The organism is Micromonospora sp. 050-3 (genome assembly GCF_046549335.1).
Lineage (GTDB): Bacteria > Actinomycetota > Actinomycetes > Mycobacteriales > Micromonosporaceae > Micromonospora > Micromonospora trifolii.
The window spans coordinates 821,284-837,843 of record NZ_JAJPVX010000003.1 but is presented as its reverse complement, the minus strand read 5'-3'; the positions used below and the strand labels follow the sequence as shown (position 1 = coordinate 837,843).

The 16,560-nt window shown below is 70.4% G+C and carries 15 protein-coding genes; 9 read left to right on the top strand and 6 right to left on the bottom strand.

Annotated elements, in window-relative coordinates; genetic code table 11:
* Window positions 1-31: 31 nt before the first annotated feature.
* Window positions 32-1,627, top strand: a complete 1,596-nt coding sequence (locus tag ACLJOK_RS31950; RefSeq protein WP_410822175.1) for a DUF6194 family protein — start codon at window positions 32-34, stop codon at window positions 1,625-1,627.
* Window positions 1,628-1,642: 15 nt separating this feature from the next.
* Here the strand turns inward: ACLJOK_RS31950 and ACLJOK_RS31945 are convergent, their stop codons facing one another.
* A complete protein-coding gene (locus tag ACLJOK_RS31945) occupies window positions 1,643-2,179 on the bottom strand; it encodes an HNH endonuclease (RefSeq protein ID WP_410822174.1) in 537 nt (178 codons plus the stop codon).
* A 268-nt stretch (window positions 2,180-2,447) separates the two neighbouring features.
* Here ACLJOK_RS31945 and ACLJOK_RS31940 point away from each other — a divergent pair, with 268 nt between their 5' ends.
* The 4 genes from ACLJOK_RS31940 to ACLJOK_RS31925 all read left to right on the top strand — a co-directional run bounded on the left by ACLJOK_RS31940 (window position 2,448) and on the right by ACLJOK_RS31925 (window position 6,478).
* A complete protein-coding gene (locus ACLJOK_RS31940; RefSeq protein ID WP_410822173.1) occupies window positions 2,448-3,206 on the top strand; it encodes a hypothetical protein in 759 nt (252 codons plus the stop codon).
* Window positions 3,207-3,312: 106 nt separating this feature from the next.
* Entirely contained in the window at window positions 3,313-4,305 is a 993-nt protein-coding gene (locus ACLJOK_RS31935; protein WP_410822240.1) for a mechanosensitive ion channel family protein, read from the top strand.
* 233 nt (window positions 4,306-4,538) lie between these two features.
* Window positions 4,539-5,924, top strand: coding sequence for an MFS transporter (locus ACLJOK_RS31930; protein ID WP_410822172.1), 1,386 nt, complete (start codon window positions 4,539-4,541; stop codon window positions 5,922-5,924).
* A 125-nt stretch (window positions 5,925-6,049) separates the two neighbouring features.
* A complete protein-coding gene (locus ACLJOK_RS31925) occupies window positions 6,050-6,478 on the top strand; it encodes a globin (RefSeq protein WP_410822171.1) in 429 nt (142 codons plus the stop codon).
* 21 nt (window positions 6,479-6,499) lie between these two features.
* On the opposite strand, the gene ACLJOK_RS31920 is transcribed toward ACLJOK_RS31925, so the two are convergent.
* From ACLJOK_RS31920 to ettA, 4 genes are all read right to left on the bottom strand, one after another.
* Window positions 6,500-7,084, bottom strand: a complete 585-nt coding sequence (locus ACLJOK_RS31920) for a YbjN domain-containing protein (RefSeq protein WP_410822170.1) — start codon at window positions 7,082-7,084, stop codon at window positions 6,500-6,502.
* A 131-nt stretch (window positions 7,085-7,215) separates the two neighbouring features.
* Window positions 7,216-7,953 (bottom strand): hypothetical protein, encoded by a 738-nt coding sequence (locus tag ACLJOK_RS31915; RefSeq protein ID WP_410822169.1) that lies wholly within the window; start codon window positions 7,951-7,953, stop codon window positions 7,216-7,218.
* Entirely contained in the window at window positions 7,950-8,396 is a 447-nt protein-coding gene (locus ACLJOK_RS31910) for an acyl-CoA thioesterase (protein ID WP_112584127.1), read from the bottom strand. Before ACLJOK_RS31910 ends, ACLJOK_RS31915 begins: the two co-directional genes overlap by 4 nt.
* A gap of 12 nt (window positions 8,397-8,408) precedes the next feature.
* Window positions 8,409-10,085, bottom strand: a complete 1,677-nt coding sequence (gene ettA, locus ACLJOK_RS31905) for an energy-dependent translational throttle protein EttA (RefSeq protein WP_410822168.1) — start codon at window positions 10,083-10,085, stop codon at window positions 8,409-8,411.
* A gap of 211 nt (window positions 10,086-10,296) precedes the next feature.
* Here ettA and ACLJOK_RS31900 point away from each other — a divergent pair, with 211 nt between their 5' ends.
* The 4 genes from ACLJOK_RS31900 (at window position 10,297) to otsB (ending at window position 15,120) form a co-directional block, all read left to right on the top strand.
* Window positions 10,297-10,581, top strand: coding sequence for a hypothetical protein (locus tag ACLJOK_RS31900; protein WP_145779324.1), 285 nt, complete (start codon window positions 10,297-10,299; stop codon window positions 10,579-10,581).
* Window positions 10,578-10,970: a hypothetical protein gene (locus ACLJOK_RS31895; RefSeq protein WP_410822167.1), complete on the top strand. Its 393-nt coding sequence runs from the start codon at window positions 10,578-10,580 to the stop codon at window positions 10,968-10,970. Before ACLJOK_RS31900 ends, ACLJOK_RS31895 begins: the two co-directional genes overlap by 4 nt.
* Window positions 10,971-11,113: 143 nt before the next feature.
* On the top strand, window positions 11,114-12,514 hold the full coding sequence (locus tag ACLJOK_RS31890; protein ID WP_410822166.1) for a trehalose-6-phosphate synthase: 1,401 nt from the start codon (window positions 11,114-11,116) through the stop codon (window positions 12,512-12,514).
* Window positions 12,515-12,555: 41 nt separating this feature from the next.
* Window positions 12,556-15,120 (top strand): trehalose-phosphatase, encoded by a 2,565-nt coding sequence (gene otsB / locus ACLJOK_RS31885; protein ID WP_410822239.1) that lies wholly within the window; start codon window positions 12,556-12,558, stop codon window positions 15,118-15,120.
* Window positions 15,121-15,169: 49 nt separating this feature from the next.
* Here the strand turns inward: otsB and ACLJOK_RS31880 are convergent, their stop codons facing one another.
* Complete coding sequence (locus ACLJOK_RS31880) at window positions 15,170-16,456, bottom strand: hypothetical protein (protein ID WP_410822165.1); 1,287 nt, start codon at window positions 16,454-16,456, stop codon at window positions 15,170-15,172.
* Between the last annotated feature and the right edge of the window lie 104 nt (window positions 16,457-16,560).

Sequence of the window (16,560 nt, the reverse complement as noted above, 5' to 3'; positions counted from 1 at the left end):
CAACCGCTGGTTCAACGATACGGTTCATGGAATGCCATCTTTTCTCGACCTGCTGGCGGTATCCCCGGACCTGCTCGCGTTCGGCGAACCGACGCATGGTGAGTCCGCCTTCCTCCAGCTCCGCAACGAGGCCTTCCTGTCGCTGGCGGAGCACGGTTACCGCTCGATCGCCGTGGAGAGCGACCGGGCCGCCGGACTGATCGCCGACGAGTTCGTGCAGGGCGTCGCCGCCGTGACGCTCGACCGGGCGCTCACCGAAGGGTTCAGCCACGGATTCGGAGCGGCCCCTGCCAACCGCGACCTCCTGCTGCGGATGCGGGAGTGGAACGCTGGACGGCCGCTCGCCGAGCGCCTGACGTTCCACGGCTTCGACGCCCCGGTGGAGCTGGAAAGCGCGCCGAGCCCGCGCCGGCACCTCAACCAGGTCTGCCACTTTCTCGACCTGGACCGGTCTGCCGAGATCGACTACCTGGTCGGGGACGACGCGCGATGGAGTGACCCGGCCGCGATCTGGGAGCCCGGCCGATCGGTCGGGCGCTCGACCGACGCCCAGCGACTGCGGGTGCTCGCCGACGACCTGCTGACCGAGTTGTACCTGCGGGCGCCGTGGAAGTCAGCGGGCTGGCCGGCGGCGTTCGTGCACGCCACGGCCGCTGTCGCGCTGCTGCGTTACCACGCCGCCGCCGCCGCACCACTGGCCCAGCAGGAGCGCTTCGCCCGCCTGGCCGGGGTACGGGACGCGCTGATGGCCGAGAACCTGCTCGCGATCCGATCGGCCGAGGCACACCGCGGGCCCACACTGGTCTTCGCGCACAACACGCACCTTCAGCGTCACCTGAGCACTATGACGCTGGCCGACACGCAGGTGACCTGGGCCGGCGCCGGCGCGATCGTCGCGTCGTTGCTGGGCGACCGTTACGCGGTGATCGCCGGCAGCCTCGGCGCGAGCCCGGCACTCGGCATCGGGCCGCCCGCCCCCGCCACCTACGAGGGCGGACTCCAGCAGGAAACCAGCCTCCCCCGGTACCTGCCGACGTCCGAGGTCGGGGCGGCCGAGCAGCGGACGCACGACTACCGCTACTTCCCGTTGGACCGGGCCACCATCGAACACGCCGACGCGGTCCTGCACGTCCCGACAGGTGTCGACGCGGCAGTGCTCGCCGATCGGATCGTCGCGCTGCCCGGCGCCGAGCAGGTCGTGGCGAGCGAGGAGAACGGATCACCCGAGGCGGCGTGGGGTGACAGGTTTTTTTTCGTCGGCCCGGACCGCCGCCAGCCGTTCGCCACGATCGTCGAGCGCGACGTGCCCGGCTTCGACGAGGCCGCAGAGCTTGACCGCCCCGGCGTCTTCCGCCTCAACCTGGACCTGGGCCGGGCCGAGTTCGAGCGGCTGTTCGGCTTCCCGCCCAAGGCATTCGAGGAGCACCGGAACGAGTTCGACTTCGCCCGACTGGACACCCTCGCGCCGCACCCGGGCTATGCACAGTACGGTTTCGCCAGCATCGTCATGCCCGGCCCGCACCTGCTGCCCGAGATCGACCGGCTCATCGCGATCGCGTACCGCCGAGCTGTCGAGCGCGACGAACGCGCAGCGCGCCGGGCGGAGAATCCGCAACGCGGAGCCTGACCACGCCCCGCAGAGTCAGGCGGCTGCCTCGGGCTCCCGCAGGTCCAGCCAGTCGGCCCAGCGAGGGTCGGGGGCGCGGTGGCCCAGCACCCGCCAGGCGTTGCCCTTCGGGGCGGCCGGCAACGCGTGTAACCGCCACCCCATCTCGGCCGGGGTCTTGTCGCCCTTGGTGTGGTTGCACCGGGCGCACGCGGCGACCACGTTCTCCCAGGCATGCCGGCCACCCCGGCTACGCGGGAAGACGTGGTCGATGGTCTCGGCCGGGCCCCGGCAGTAGGCGCACCGCCACCCGTCCCGGGCGAAGATCGCCCGCCGGGACAGCCCGACATGCGTTCGGTACGGCACCCGGACGAAGCGCGTCAACCGGACCACTGATGGCACCGGAAGCGCGTCCCGGGCGCTGTGCAGGATGCCGTCACCATCGGCGACGCAGACCGCCTTGGCGGAGAGGACGAGGATCGCGGCTCGACGCACCGACACGACACACAGCGGCTCGTAGGTGGCGTTGAGGACCAACGCGCCGGAGCCCACAGTGGGTCGTATGTCAGGCATCGCGCTCACCCTCCCGGTTCAGCGGCTGCTGGGGACCGTCGTCGACCGGGGCCGGGCACAACGGCCCACACGGTCGACGCCGGGCCGATCACCGACGTCCGTTGCGCCAATAGTCCCTGATCGGACCCCGGATTGCACGTACTAATCTCTCTTCTGGTAAGCGGATCACCCACGTCGAGCCAGGCACCTCGATTTACGACGCTTCGGTGCTCAGCCTCGACCGATCGGCCAGCCGGTTCAGCAGCCGTCGGCTCCTATGGTCACGGGCATGATCGACAAGCTGTCCGCCGCCACAGTGCGCCACCGGCACGTCGTCCTGGCACTTGGGCTTCTCCTGGTCGGCGTGAACGCCGCAACCCCGGGGTCCGCGTCCATCGTGGGGCAGCGCCTGTTGATCCTCATCTCGCTGGCGGCACTGATCCTGGCGATCGTCATCATGGGGGCCCGTCCGGCCTACCTCGTGGTACGGCCGCAGGTTCCGGCCTTCGCCACACCCGGGCCCGCCTGGACGGTGCTCTTCGCCCTGGGCTACCTCGGTCCCGCGTCCACGCGTGTCGACGCACTGGCGCGCTCGGCCAGACAGGGCACGCCGTCGACGTTCGACGTGGTTCTCGATGTTCTCTGGGTCGGCCTGACCGCGCTGGTGGTGGCGTGGGCGTGGCGGGGTCACGGGGTACGACTGCATCCGTCCGGGGTACGGCAGACCTGGCCGCTGGGCTCGCTCACCGTGCCGTGGGAGGCCCTGTTGGCCCCGCAGATCCCCCCGCCTGCCGATCGCCGTCCGTGGCTCCCGATGAGGATCACCGAACCCCGGCTGGTTCGGCGGCGCGGCATTCCGCGGAGCCGGGGGGCGTTGCGGACGGACATCGTCGACGCGGGATTCCTCGCCGCGGTCATCGGACACTACGTCGCGCACCCCGAACACCGGGCGGCGATCGGTAGCCAGGCCGAGTACGAACGGCTCCGCGCCGCGTTGCCCGGGAGAGAGTGGGCAACAACCGGCGGCGGCATCCTCCCGCGCCGGTAGGTCACCCCGCCGGTGGGTCGGCGGTGGGTGCTCGGGCCCCTTGCGGTACGAAGACAGGGTGAGTGCCGCCAGTGTGACGCCCCTAGCCCTGTCCGACGCCGTCTCGGTGAGCTGCCAGGGCAGCACCTCCTGCGAGTGGATCTACGACATCACCAGGTCGGCCTGGTTCGCCGAGGGAAGCTACTGGATCCTGCTCAAACCGCTTCGGGTGCTGCTGATCCTGGCACTGGCGATGGTGGCCCGCTGGGCGCTGCACCGGACGATCAGCCGGTTGGTGCGGACGACCACCGACGGTGCGGTGCCGACGATGCTGCGGCCACTGCGCGAGCGGGTACCCACCGCCGCGGTCGACCCGGCCGAGTTCGTACCCGAGCGACGACGGCAGCGGGCCGAGGCGATCGGGTCGGTGCTGCGCAGCCTGACCACCGCGTTCGTCTTCGGCATCGCGCTGTTGATGATCCTGAGGGAGTTCAGCTTCGACCTGGCTCCGCTGCTGGCCAGCGCGGGGATCGCCGGCGTCGCGCTGGGCTTCGGTGCGCAGAGCCTGGTGAAGGACCTGATCGCCGGCCTCTTCATGCTGATCGAGGACCAGTACGGCGTGGGCGACAACGTCGACCTGGGCGAGGCGATGGGCGTGGTCGAGTCGGTCGGCCTGCGGGTCACCACGGTGCGCGACGGCCGCGGCGTGCTCTGGTACATCCGCAACGGCGAGATCATCCGGGTGGGCAACAAGAGCCAGGGTTGGGCCCTCGTGGTGGTGGACCTCCCGATCGGTTTCAACAGCACCGAGGAGGCGACGGCGGTGCTACGGACCGCGGCCGCCTCGGTAGCGATGGACCCGGAGTTGTCGCCGGAGATCGTGGAGGCGCCCGAGGTGCTGGGTGTGGAGCAGGTCACTGTGGACGGCGCGGTCATCCGCACCGTGGTGAAGACGACTGCCGACGGGCAGTTCGCGGTGGGCCGGGAACTGCGTCGGCGTCTCGCCGAGGCGCTGGAGAATTCGGGAATCACCGCGCAGATCGCGGCCGCCCGCATCTATCCCGGTCTCTCGACCCGGCCGTTGCCCGAGGGTGAGACTGGTCAGGGCGGCGCTACCTGAAACCGCCGACATTGTCCGGCAATTCGGGGGTCGCGAGCCGGCCGGCCCCTCGGGTATCGTCCGTTCGTTCAGTCGGGGAGGCGACGAACGACCCGTTCGACCTAGCTAGTTGTCAGACGATCGGGCAGAATCCGGAGCACGCGTTCCCACCAAGGCGTGATCACATCCTCGCTGATCCGTAGATCTGACGAGCGCTTCCGGCCGGGCTGCCACGAGCGGCCGAGCCGGGGCCGATGGAGGCGACGGTGCCTGACGAGCGACCTTCTGCGGAAGGCCCCGCCACATTCCGCGAAGTTTTCGCCCAGCACGAGTTCCGGGCCGTGTTCGTGGCTGGCACCCTCTCCTGGGTCGGCGACTACGTCGCAAAGGCCGCCGTCACCCTGCTCGTCTATCAGCAGACCCGGTCCGTCGCGCTCTCCGCGACCGCCTTCGCGGTCAGCTTCCTGCCCTGGCTGCTCGGCGGTCCCGTGCTCGCCGCACTCGCGGAGCGATACCCGTACCGACGGGTGATGGTGTCGTGCGACCTCATCCGAATGGCGCTGATGCTGCTCATCGCCATTCCGGGCCTGCCGTACCAGGCGGTGCTGGTGCTCATCTTCGCCGCCACCCTGGCCAATCCGCCGAGCCAGGCGGCGAAATCCGCGCTGATCCCGCAGTTGCTCACCGGGGACCGACTGGTGCTGGGGCTGTCGCTGAACAGCAGCGTCGGGCAGGCCGCCCAGGTCGTGGGGTACGTCTTCGGCGCCGGCGTCGCAGCGATCGACCCGGAGGCGGCGCTGCTGTTCAACGCGGCCACGTTCGGTCTCTCGGCGCTGCTGGTTCGCCTCGGGGTACGCCAGCGACCGGCGTTGATGAACCCGGCCCACCGCAGTCATTTGCTGCGGGAGACTCGCCAGGGGTTCGACATCGTGTTCCGCACGCCGGTGCTGCGGGCCATCGCGGTGCTGGTGTTCAGCGCGATGCTCTTCTCGATCGTTCCTGAGGGTCTGGCCGCGGCCTGGGCCAACGAAGAGAGCCGCGGCGCGGTGAGCGCGGGCACCGCACAAGCGGCGATCATGGTGGCCAACCCGGTCGGTTTCATCCTCGGCGGGTTGCTGGTGAGTCGCCTGTTCGGGCCGGCTCGCCGGCTGAAGTTGATGCGGCCGCTCGCGGTGCTCGCCCCGCTGATGCTCGTACCGGTGCTACTCGACCCCCCGCCGCTGGTGGTCGCGCTGCTCGCCGCGCTCTGCGGGTTCGCGGTCGCCGGCATGATCCCGATGGCCAACGGGTTGTTCGTCCAGGCGCTGCCCAACGGGTTCCGGGCCCGCGCCTTCGGGGTGATGGCCACCGGCATACAGGTCATCCAGGGTCTCGCGGTGCTGGTCACCGGGATGCTCGCCGAACGGTTCCCCATTCCGGTAGTGGTCGGGGTGTGGAGCGCGGCCGGGGTGGTGCTGATGGCGGTGGCCGCCCTGCGCTGGCCGGACCAGCAGACGGTGGACGACGCGATCACTGCCGCCTCGCTGGCCAACGCCGATCCGCCGCCCCCCGGGCTCGACGACCCGGCCAGCGACGGCCCGGTGGGAGGCACGTCAGACCCGCATGCCGGGGACGGCCACCGCCGGCACGCGGTCACCTGACCCGTCGAACCGGGCCTCCGCCCGAGCAGGCCGGGTGACCGACATTCGGGGTTGTCGACCCGGCGTGATCCGACGCACGCCGTGCGGGTCGGGTCGGCACCGGACGCACCTGGCAGGATGGAACTGTGACTTCCGCAGGTGAATCCGACCGTCCCGGTGCGTCGATGACCCTCTTCGAAGCGGTCGGCGGCGAACCCACCTTCCGCAAGCTGGTCGACGAGTTCTACGCCGGCGTCGCCACCGACCCCCTGCTGCGCCCCATGTACCCGGAAGAGGACCTGGGCCCGGCCGCGGACCGGATGACCCTGTTCCTGATGCAGTACTGGGGCGGGCCGAACACGTACTCCGCCCAGCGCGGGCACCCGCGGCTGCGGATGCGCCACGCGCCGTTCCGGATCGGCGCGGCCGAACGGGACGCCTGGCTGCGGAACATGCGCCGCGCCGTGGACCGGCTCGACCTTGAGCCGGAGATCGCCAGCACCCTCTGGGACTACCTGGAGCGGGCCGCGTACTTCATGGTCAACGTCGAGGACGACCCGGCCAACGGCGGCTGACCCGCCCGACCAGGCGTGCCCTCAGAGCAGCGCACCCTCGTCGTGCAGCCAGTCCACGAAGCTGGTGGCGACCGCCGCGCCGCAATCGAGCATCTCGACCAGGAGCGCGTCGTGGGTGCCGGCACCCAGCGGCACCTGAAGCTCGGCGTAGATCGGCAGCTGACCGCGCTCGGTCGGGTCGCCGATGTACGCCTTGCAGAACCGACGGGTGTGGTTCCACTCGTTGACCACCCGGTACGCCCGATCGGCCCAGTCCGGCGGGACCGTGGCGTGCGGACGTGCCCGCATGACCAGGATCTCGTCCTCCGGGCCTTCCAGGGTGACCAGCACGGCGTGCCGCTCCCACATGGCCAGCAGGTTGCCGTCGCCATCGGCGAGGTAACGCACGTCGAGCAGATCGAGCGCGTCACAGACCCGGCGCAGACTCACCGGCTCGACGGTGGCGGGCATCTCGGTCAGCACGGGCCGCTCGTTTGACGGGCAGTCGTCCCCCGGCTGGCGAGGGCTGGGCGGCCCGATCCGGACCGCGTTGTCGACTGTGATCCCGCTTCCGGTTTCCGGATCGCCGCCGTCGGCGGGACCGGGGCGCCATGACCACCACGGCATCGCTCGCGCACCTCACTCCCCAGCGGATCCAGTCGCCTACGGTGCGTTGGATCCGAGGATGGACGGTACCCGGACAGCCGGGTTGAAGCACCCCCCCAACGACCGCCCCTGACCAGAAGAATGACCCGGGGTCATCCGTTCGGACGAGCGCTCAGCGGTGTCACGGCAAGATCCGTGGCCTTCTGCAACCAAGCCGCTCCGTGCGGTCCCACCAGGCCGACCCAACGACCGGCCACCCGCACCTGAACGGCGTTCCCGCCCTCGTCATCCGCAGAGTCGCCGGGGGCGCCGAGGAAGCCCATCCGGACCACCCCCTGCACCAGCCGCTGCGACACCTCGACCGGCGCGGCAGGCGCCCCGTCCGCTGTGATCAGCACCGCCACGTGGTCGAGCAACGCGTCACGCAGGGCCCGCTGACCCACGGCGCGGCCGGCCACACCCTGCTCGCTCGCCGTCCGCAGGGTGCCCGCCGCCGCGTCCGCGATCCGTCGCAACTCGGCAACGGGCAGCGCCTCCACCTGGCGGCTCCGCGTCGGCGGCAGCGGCCACCGCCACTGGGCGTCCCGGCGGGTCGGCAGGGTCGCGCCGCCCCGCTCCAGCTCGGCGAGCAGCTCCCCGGCTGCCACAGTGACGTCCTCGGCGTCGCCGTCCGGCGGCCCACCGGCAACAGTGCGGACCACCAGGACCTGCCACGGCAGCCGGGCCCACAGGGCGACCCGGCCCGGTGCGCCGGCCGGCCGCAGCCGGACCGGCGCGACCGGATCCAACCGGACCAGCCGGGCCAGGAAGGCGCCCGCGTCCGCCACCCCGGCAATACCGTGGGTGGACACCGCCGCCCGGCCAGGCTCGGCGGTGCCCGGCCGGGTCACGCCACACCGCCCTGCGGCGCGTACGTGAGCAGGAAGTCCCGTTCCTCGGTGGTGATCCGCCGGGGCACCTGGCGGGTCAGGTCGAACGGCACCAGCACCGAACGGGCCCGGCTTGCCAGCACCTCGCCGTCGTACAGCTCGTAGGCGACGGTGAACCGGGAGGCCCGGATCTCCTCCACCCACAGCTCGATCCGCACTGTGGGTGCCGCCTCCGCGGTGGCCCGACCGAGCGCGTAGTCGACCGGGCGCAGGTAGTCGACCTCGTGCCGGCGGATCACCACGCCGTCGGCGAACGAGCCGACGCCCCAGGCCCGGCCGCCGGCGAACATCAACGCCACCCGCGCCTCCTCGTACAGGGTGAGGAAGCGCGAGTTGTTGACGTGGCCGTACGCGTCCAGATCGGACCAGCGCAGGGTGCAGTGGTAGACGAAGCGGTCAGACACCTTCTCGGCCGGTCAGTCGCGGGTCAGCTTGCGGTAGGTCACCCGGTGCGGCCGGGCGGCCTCCGCGCCGAGGCGGTCGATCTTGTTCTTTTCGTACGCCTCGAAGTTGCCCTCGAACCAGAACCACTTGGCCGGGTCCTGGTCGTCGCCCTCCCAGGCCAGGATGTGCGTGGCGACCCGGTCCAGGAACATCCGGTCGTGCGAGATGACCACGGCGCAGCCGGGGAACTCCAGCAGCGCGTTCTCCAGGCTGGACAGCGTCTCCACGTCCAGGTCGTTCGTCGGCTCGTCGAGCAGGATGACGTTGCCGCCGATCTTCAGGGTCAACGCCAGGTTGAGCCGGTTGCGCTCACCACCGGAGAGCACCTTGGTCGGCTTCTGCTGGTCCGGGCCCTTGAAGCCGAACGCGGCGATATACGCCCGTGACGGCATCTCGACCTTGCCCACCATCAGGTAGTCCAGCCCGTCGGAGACGACCTCCCAGACGGTCTTGTCGCCGTTGAGGCCCTCACGGTTCTGGTCGACGTACGACAGCGAGACCGTCTCGCCGACCCGCACCTTGCCGTCGGTCGGCTGCTCCAGCCCGACGATGGTCTTGAAGAGGGTGGTCTTGCCGACACCGTTGGGGCCGATGATGCCGACGATGCCGTTACGCGGCAGCGAGAACGACAGGTCGTCGATGAGAACCCGGTCGCCGAAGCCCTTGGTGAGGTGTTCCGCCTCGATGACAGTGCTGCCCAGTCGCGGGCCCGGCGGGATCTGGATTTCTTCGAAGTCCAGTTTGCGGGTCTTCTCGGCCTCGTTGGCCATCTCGTCGTACCGGTCCAGGCGGGCCTTGGACTTGGTCTGGCGGGCCTTGGCGTTGGAGCGGACCCACTCCAGCTCCTCGGTGAGGCGCTTCTTCATCTTGGCGTCGCGGCGACCCTCGACGGCGAGCCGGGCGGCCTTCTTCTCCAGGTAGGTGGAGTAGTTGCCCTCGTAGCCGATGGCCCGGCCCCGGTCCAGCTCCAGGATCCAGCCGGCCACCTTGTCCAGGAAGTACCGGTCGTGCGTGATCGCCATGACGGTGCCGGCGTACTTCGCCAGGTGCTGCTCCAGCCAGGAGACGCTCTCCGCGTCCAGGTGGTTGGTGGGCTCGTCGAGCAGCAGCAGGTCGGGCGCCTCCAGCAGCAGCTTGCAGAGCGCGACCCGGCGACGCTCACCACCGGAGAGCTGGGTCACGTCGGCGTCCGGCGGCGGGCAGCGCAGCGCGTCCATCGCCAGTTCGAGCTTGGAGTCGACGTCCCAGGCGTCGAGGTGGTCGAGCTCCTCCTGGAGCTTGCCCATCTCCTCCATCAGCTCGTCGGAGTAGTCGGTGGCCATCTGCTCGGCGATCTTGTTGAACCGCTCCAGCTTGGCCTTGGTCTCGGCGACCGCCTCCTCGACGTTGCCGAGCACGGTCTTGGCCTCGTTGAGCGGGGGCTCCTGGGCGAGCATGCCGACGGTGTAGCCGGGCATGAGTCGGGCCTCGCCGTTGCTCGGCTTGTCCAGCCCTGCCATGATCTTGAGGAGGCTGGACTTACCGGCGCCGTTCGGACCGAGCACACCGATCTTGGCCCCCGGCAGGAAGCTCAACGTGACGTTGTCGAGCACGACCTTGTCGCCGTGCGCCTTGCGCGCCTTTTCCAGGACGTAGATGTACTGGGCCACGGTGCGGGCTACCTCCGTCGGTTGCTGTCGCTGATCGGCGGCGCGGCGCGGGCTGCGAGGACCGCCCGCCGCCGCCGGCCGGGAAGCCGGCCGCGCGCACGCCATCGTCAATCCTGACAGGTACGACGCGCTTCGCCCACATCACCCCGCCCCAGGAGTACGCGGGGCGCGCCTCCTTGCCCAACCCGGTAAGGCAAATTACGGTTTAGGTATGACCAAAAAGATCACCATCAGCCTGCCCGACGAGCTCGCCGACAGGCTGGCCGAGGAGCCGAATGCCTCCGCCTACGTCGCGGAGTCTCTGCGACGGCGGGTGGCCGGGGAGAAGACCCGGGAGATCCTCCGTCGTGTTGGTTTCGAAATCACCGACGAGGGTGTGGCGCGGGTCCACGCCGAGATGGAGCAGTTGCGGGCGAGCATCACCCCCGAACTGCGCGAACAGGCGGCCCAGCTCCAGGCGGAGGTCTTGGCGGCCCGCGCGCGAGCCAGCCGGTGACGGCCTACGGCCTGGCGCTGGATGCGACTGCCCTGCTGGCCTATTCGTCGTCGGAACGGGATGTCGGTCACCGCATCGCGGAGGCCGCTGACTATGGAGTGAACGTGCTGGTGCCGGCACTCTGCCTCGTCCGAGCGCACCAGGAGGCCACTCCCGGTCAGTGGGAGATGCTCGAAGTGCTCGCCGCGTTGCCGCACATCCGGGTAACCCCGGTCGAGCCGAACATGTGCTCCTTCCTCGGCGGATGGTCACGCCGCATGGCCGGGCACACGGACCTGGCCCAGTTGGCAATGGACGTCGCCGCCCACCCCCTCGTGCCGATCATGACGGATCGGCGGGAGTTGCTCGGCGAGGTGCTGCCGAAGGAATGGCCGATCATCGACCTCTGACCGGCCGGGTGTCGACAAGATCACCCTCGGGATTTCGGCACGTCCGAGGCGGGTAGGAGACTCCGGCACGGGGCACAAGACGCCGCAGCTACGCTCAGTACGCTCATCGCGGTGGACCCGTCAGTACCCGGAGGTGGCCGATCGTGACCGTCCGTAGCTCCTTTGTCGTAGTGGCGAACCGTCTGCCGGTCGACGAGGTGAGCACACCCGAGGGCCGGCAGTGGCGACGCAGCCCTGGCGGGCTGGTCACCGCGCTGCATCCCGTACTCGCCGAACACAAGGGCACCTGGGTCGGCTGGGCCGGTGGCACCGGCGCGGCCCCCGAGCCGTTCGACCTGGAGGGGATCCGGCTGCACCCGGTCCCGCTCAGCGCCGAGGAGCTGGAGCGCTACTACGAGGGCCAGTCAAACGCGACGATCTGGCCGCTCTACCACGACGCTGTGGAGACGCCGGCCTACAAGCGCCGGTGGCGAGAGGCGTACCGCCTGGTCAACGCCCGGTTCGCGGAGGCCGCAGCCGACGTGGCGGCCGAGGGCGCGACGGTCTGGGTGCAGGACTACCAGCTCCAGTTGGTGCCGGCGATGCTCCGTGAGCTCCGCCCGGACCTGCGGATCGGGTTCTTCCTGCACATCCCGTTCCCGCCCATCGAGCTGTTCATGCAGATGCCGTTCCGCACCGAGATCCTGCGCGGTCTGCTCGGCGCCGACCTGGTCGGTTTCCAGCAGCGGCTGGCCGCGCAGAACTTCGTCCGGCTGGCCCGGCACCTGCTCGGGCTGCGCTACGAGGGGCAGATGATCCAGGTCGACGGTCGGCAGGTGAAGGCCGGTGCCTTCCCCATCTCGATCGACACCCGGGAGATGGAACGGATGGCCGCCGATCCGGCGATCCAGGCCCGGGCCAAGCAGATTCGCGCCGAGCTGGGCGACCCGAAGACGATAATTCTGGGCGTGGACCGGCTGGATTACACCAAGGGCATCGAGTTGCGCCTCAAGGCCTTCCGGGAGCTGCTGGCTGACGGAAAGTTGACAGTTCCCGACGCGGTCATGGTTCAGGTCGCCACGCCCAGCCGCGAGCGCGTGGAGCACTACCAGGCACTACGGGTGAAGGTGGAGCGCGAGGTCGGTCGGATCAACGGCGAGTTCGGCAGGGTCGGCGTGCCGGCGGTCCATTACCTCCATCAGTCGTACAGTCGCAGTGAGCTGGCGGCGATGTACGTTGCTGCCGACGTGATGATGGTGACCCCGCTTCGAGACGGAATGAACCTCGTGGCGAAGGAATACGTAGCATCACGTGGCGACCAGGGTGGCGCGCTCGTACTCAGTGAGTTCGCCGGTGCCGCCACCGAGCTTCGCCAGGCATTTTTGTGTAACCCGCACGACCCGGACGCGGTCAAGGACGCCCTCCTCCGGGCAGTGCACGTGGAGAAAACCGAGGCACGCCGCCGGATGCGGACAATGCAACGTCACCTGCGTACCCACGACGTGGGCCACTGGGCCAAGTCTTTCCTCTCGGAGCTCGGAGTTCCCGAGGCGGAGGCCGAGTGAACACGTCCGTCAACGATGGGGCGGCAACCGCCACCGGGGTCATGGACCCTGAGTTGCGTTCCGCCATCGGCCGGATCGCCCGGGTCCCCCAGCTCCTGGTCGCCTGCGACTATGACGGCACGCTGGCGCCGATCGTGGAGGACCCAAGCACGGCCGTCCCGCTGCCCGAGTCGGTAGCCGCGGTCCGCGCGCTCGCCGCGCTGCCGCAGACCACAGTGGCGGTGGTCTCCGGTCGGGCGCTGCGCGACCTGGCCGCCCTCTCGCGGCTGCCCAGCGAGGTGCACCTCGTCGGCAGCCACGGCTCCGAATTCGACATCGGCTTCGTCGAGCGGCTCTCCCCCGAGCTGGTCGCGGTGCGCCAGCAGGTGCGCAACGCGCTGCGCGACATCGCCGCCGCGCACCCGGGCATCCGGCTGGAACGCAAGCCGGCCAGCGTCGCCGTGCACACCCGAGGGGTCGACCCGCAGATCGCCGCCGCCGCCATCGAGGCGGTCCGCAACGGTCCGGCCACCTTCGACGGCGTCACGGTGACCCAGGGCAAGGAGGTCATCGAGCTCTCCGTGGTGGCCACCCACAAGGGCACCGCACTCGACCAGCTGCGGACCCAGCTCGCCTCCAGCGCTGTGCTGTTCATCGGCGACGACATCACCGACGAGAACGCGTTCGGTCACCTGCACGGACCCGACCTCGGCATCAAGATCGGCCCGGGGGACACCAAGGCCAGCTATCGGGTCGCCGACCCGCTGGAGGCCGCCCGCGCGCTGGCGCTGCTGCTGGAGACCCGGCGGCACTGGCTCTTCGGTGAGCGGGCGGTGCCGATCGAACGGCACTCCATGCTGGCCAACGGTCGTACCGTCGCTCTGCTCACCCCCGAGGCCAAGGTGAGCTGGCTCTGCCACCCCAAGCCGGACTCGGCCGCGATCTTCGCCGACCTGGTCGGCGGCAGCCCGGCCGGCCACTTCAGCATCGCCCCGGAACGTGGCGGCATCCCGCTGGGCCAGCGCTACCGCTCCGGCACGATGACCGTGGAGACCCGGTGGTCCGGGCTCACCGTCACCGACTGGCTGGACAAGCCGAGCCGCGAGACCACTCCGGACGACAGCCCGGCGGTCATCACCGGTGACTCGACACTGGTCCGGGTGCTGACCGGCGGCGGCAAGGCCAAGGTGGAGTTCGCGCCGAGGCCCGAGTTCGGTCAGGTCGCCGTGCAGTTGCAGCCGATCGGCGACGGCCTGCTGGTGCTCGGCTCCAACGAGCCGGTCGCGCTCTACGCCCCCGGTGTGGAGTGGGAGGTCGGCAACGACGGCGGGTACGAGACCGCCAAGGCGATCGTCGACCTCTCCGCCGCCGGTGGCCAGGTCGTGTTGGAGCTGCGCTTCGGCACGCACAGCCTGGAGCACCACCGGGTGCCGGTCCACGAGCGGCAGGCCGCCGCCGAGCAGCCGTGGAAGGACTGGGTGGCCTCGCTGCGGCTGCCGTCCACCGCCCGTGACCTGGTCGCGCGCAGCGCCCTCACCCTGCGGGGGCTCTGCCACGAGGCCACCGGCTCGATCCTGGCCGCGGCGACCACCTCGCTCCCCGAGGAGCTGGGCGGCGTCCGCAACTGGGACTACCGCTACTGCTGGCTGCGCGACGCCGCGCTGACCGCCCGCGCACTTGTCGACCTGGGCTCCGTCGGGGAGGCCGAGGCGCTGCTGCGCTGGGTGGACGGCTGCATCGAACGCACCGGCGGGCACCCGGAGCGGCTGCACCCGCTCTACACCATCGACGGCTACGAACTGGGCGCCGAAGCGGTCATCGACACACTGCCCGGGTACGCCGGCTCCCGGCCGGTCCGGGTCGGCAACCTCGCCAACCACCAGTTGCAGCTGGACGTCTTCGGCCCGATCGCCGACCTGATCGCTGCCGTCGCCGACGCTCGCGGTTCGGTCCGCGACGACGAGTGGCGGGTCCTGGAGAACATGGTCGAGGCGGTCCGCCGCCGCTGGCACGAGCCCGATCACGGCATCTGGGAGGCCCGGCTGCCACCCCGGCACCACGTCTTCTCCAAGGTGATGTGCTGGATGACAGTCGACCGCGCGCTGCACGTCATGCGCGAGCACGGCGGCGAGGACCGGCCCGAGTGGAAGGACCTGCGCGACCGGATCGGCGCCAACGTGCTGGAGCACGGTTGGCACTCCGACGTCGAGGCGTACAGCGTCGCGTACGGGGACGAGGACATGGACGCCTCGTCGCTCTGGATCGGGCTCTCCGGCCTGCTCCCGGGTGACGACCCGCGCTTCCTGTCCACAGTCCTAAGGATCGAGGCGGACCTGCGCAGCGGCCCGGTCGTCTACCGCTACCACTGGGACGACGGCCTGCCCGGCCGTGAGGGCGGTTTCCACATTTGCACGGCGTGGCTGATCGAGGCGTACCTGCGCACCGGCCGCCGCACCGACGCCGAGGAACTGTTCGCGCAGATGGTGCTGACCGCCGGCCCGACCGGCCTGCTCCCCGAGCAGTACGACCCGCTCGCCGAGCGCGGCCTGGGCAACCACCCGCAGGCGTACAGCCACCTCGGTCTGATCCGCTGCGCCCTGCTGCTGGACAACATGCTCAAGCAGTAGTTCGACAGCTCGTGTGACGGGGCCGGAGCACACGCTCCGGCCCCGTCAGTCACTGCGGGTACGGCAGGCTCGGTTGCCACCCGTTCAGGTGAGCACCGAGGTCGGTGGGCACCGTCCAGTGCACGTACGGCAGCACCGCGCTGCTGCCGGTGTGGATCACGCACAGCAGTGGGGCGCCGCCGGTGTGGTCGAGCGCGAGCTTCGGTTTACGGGCCGCGCCGACGCCGCCGAGGCCGAACAGGACCACCGGGTCCCGGACGGGAAGCCCCTGCGCTCGCCGGGCGTCACGCCAACCTCGGTACGCCGCGTCCAGCCGCCAGGGCGCGAGGTCGGCGAGACCGCGGTACAGGTTCGCCACCCAGGTCGGGGTGAGTTCGGCGTCGGAGAGCCGGGACGGCACCCCGGTCAGCAACGCGTCGAGCTCCGGATCCGTCTCCACCCCGGCGTTGGTCAGCGCCTCGGACAACGCGCCACGGCGGACGGCCGTGACCGCGGGGGCGGCCTGCTCGACCCGATCGACCTGCCAGCGAAGCCCTGCCGGGGTGTTCGCCTGGCGGCGGTCCCACAGCCAGCGGGCGTTGTCCCAGCGGTGCCGCTGGTTGGCCGGGATCAGGTCGTCGATGCCGATGACCAACTCCTCGCCCTCGACCCGTGCGGTGAGCCACCGGCCCCGCAGGTGCGGCCGCTGCTCGCCGTAGCCGGCCAGTGCGACCACCGCGGACCGCAGGTAGGCGCCGGTGTTCCCGCGCGGGAAGTGCCAGCACAACGCGGACCTGTCGAGGGCGTCGAGGTCGGCGGCGGCCTCGTCCGGCACCACGCCGATCCGGACCGGCGGCGATGCCGCACTGGCCTGACGATGGTCGAACTGTCGACGGTCCCGGCGCTGCCGTGTCTCGGCCCGCTCCACGAACGGGCTGACCGAGTGCGCCGCCTTCTTCCCGGCCCACCGCAGCACCTCCGCCCCGGCCGTCTGCGGGTCGCCGAAGAGCCGGAACTCCAGCAACTCGGGCTCGTCGGACCCGTCGTCCTCGGTCACCTGCACCTCGTACACCAGCTCGCCGGGCGAGTCCAGGTCGTAGGCGGTGTGCGGGTCACGGCCGAACTCGTTGCCGACGAGCGAGTCGCCTGCCTGTTGGCGATAGCCACGGACCACGGTGACCAGGACGGCCCAGGAGCCGTCCACGTCCGTGCACCTCAGAGTCCGGACCGGAGCACTGCGCCACCGCGAGGGGAGGTCCTCGAAGGTGGTGGTCAGGCCGGGGCGTTCGCACCGCAGCGCGACCGGTGTGAGCAGTTCCGTTCGCCACGTCTCGTGAGGATCCTTCACGGTGAGCATGGTCGACATTGTGTCGACAGCCACCGACAACCGCCGCAGCTGGCAATCTTGGACGGTTTCCGTTACGAGGGCCCGCCGAGCTAACGGAGACTGTCCAAGATCTA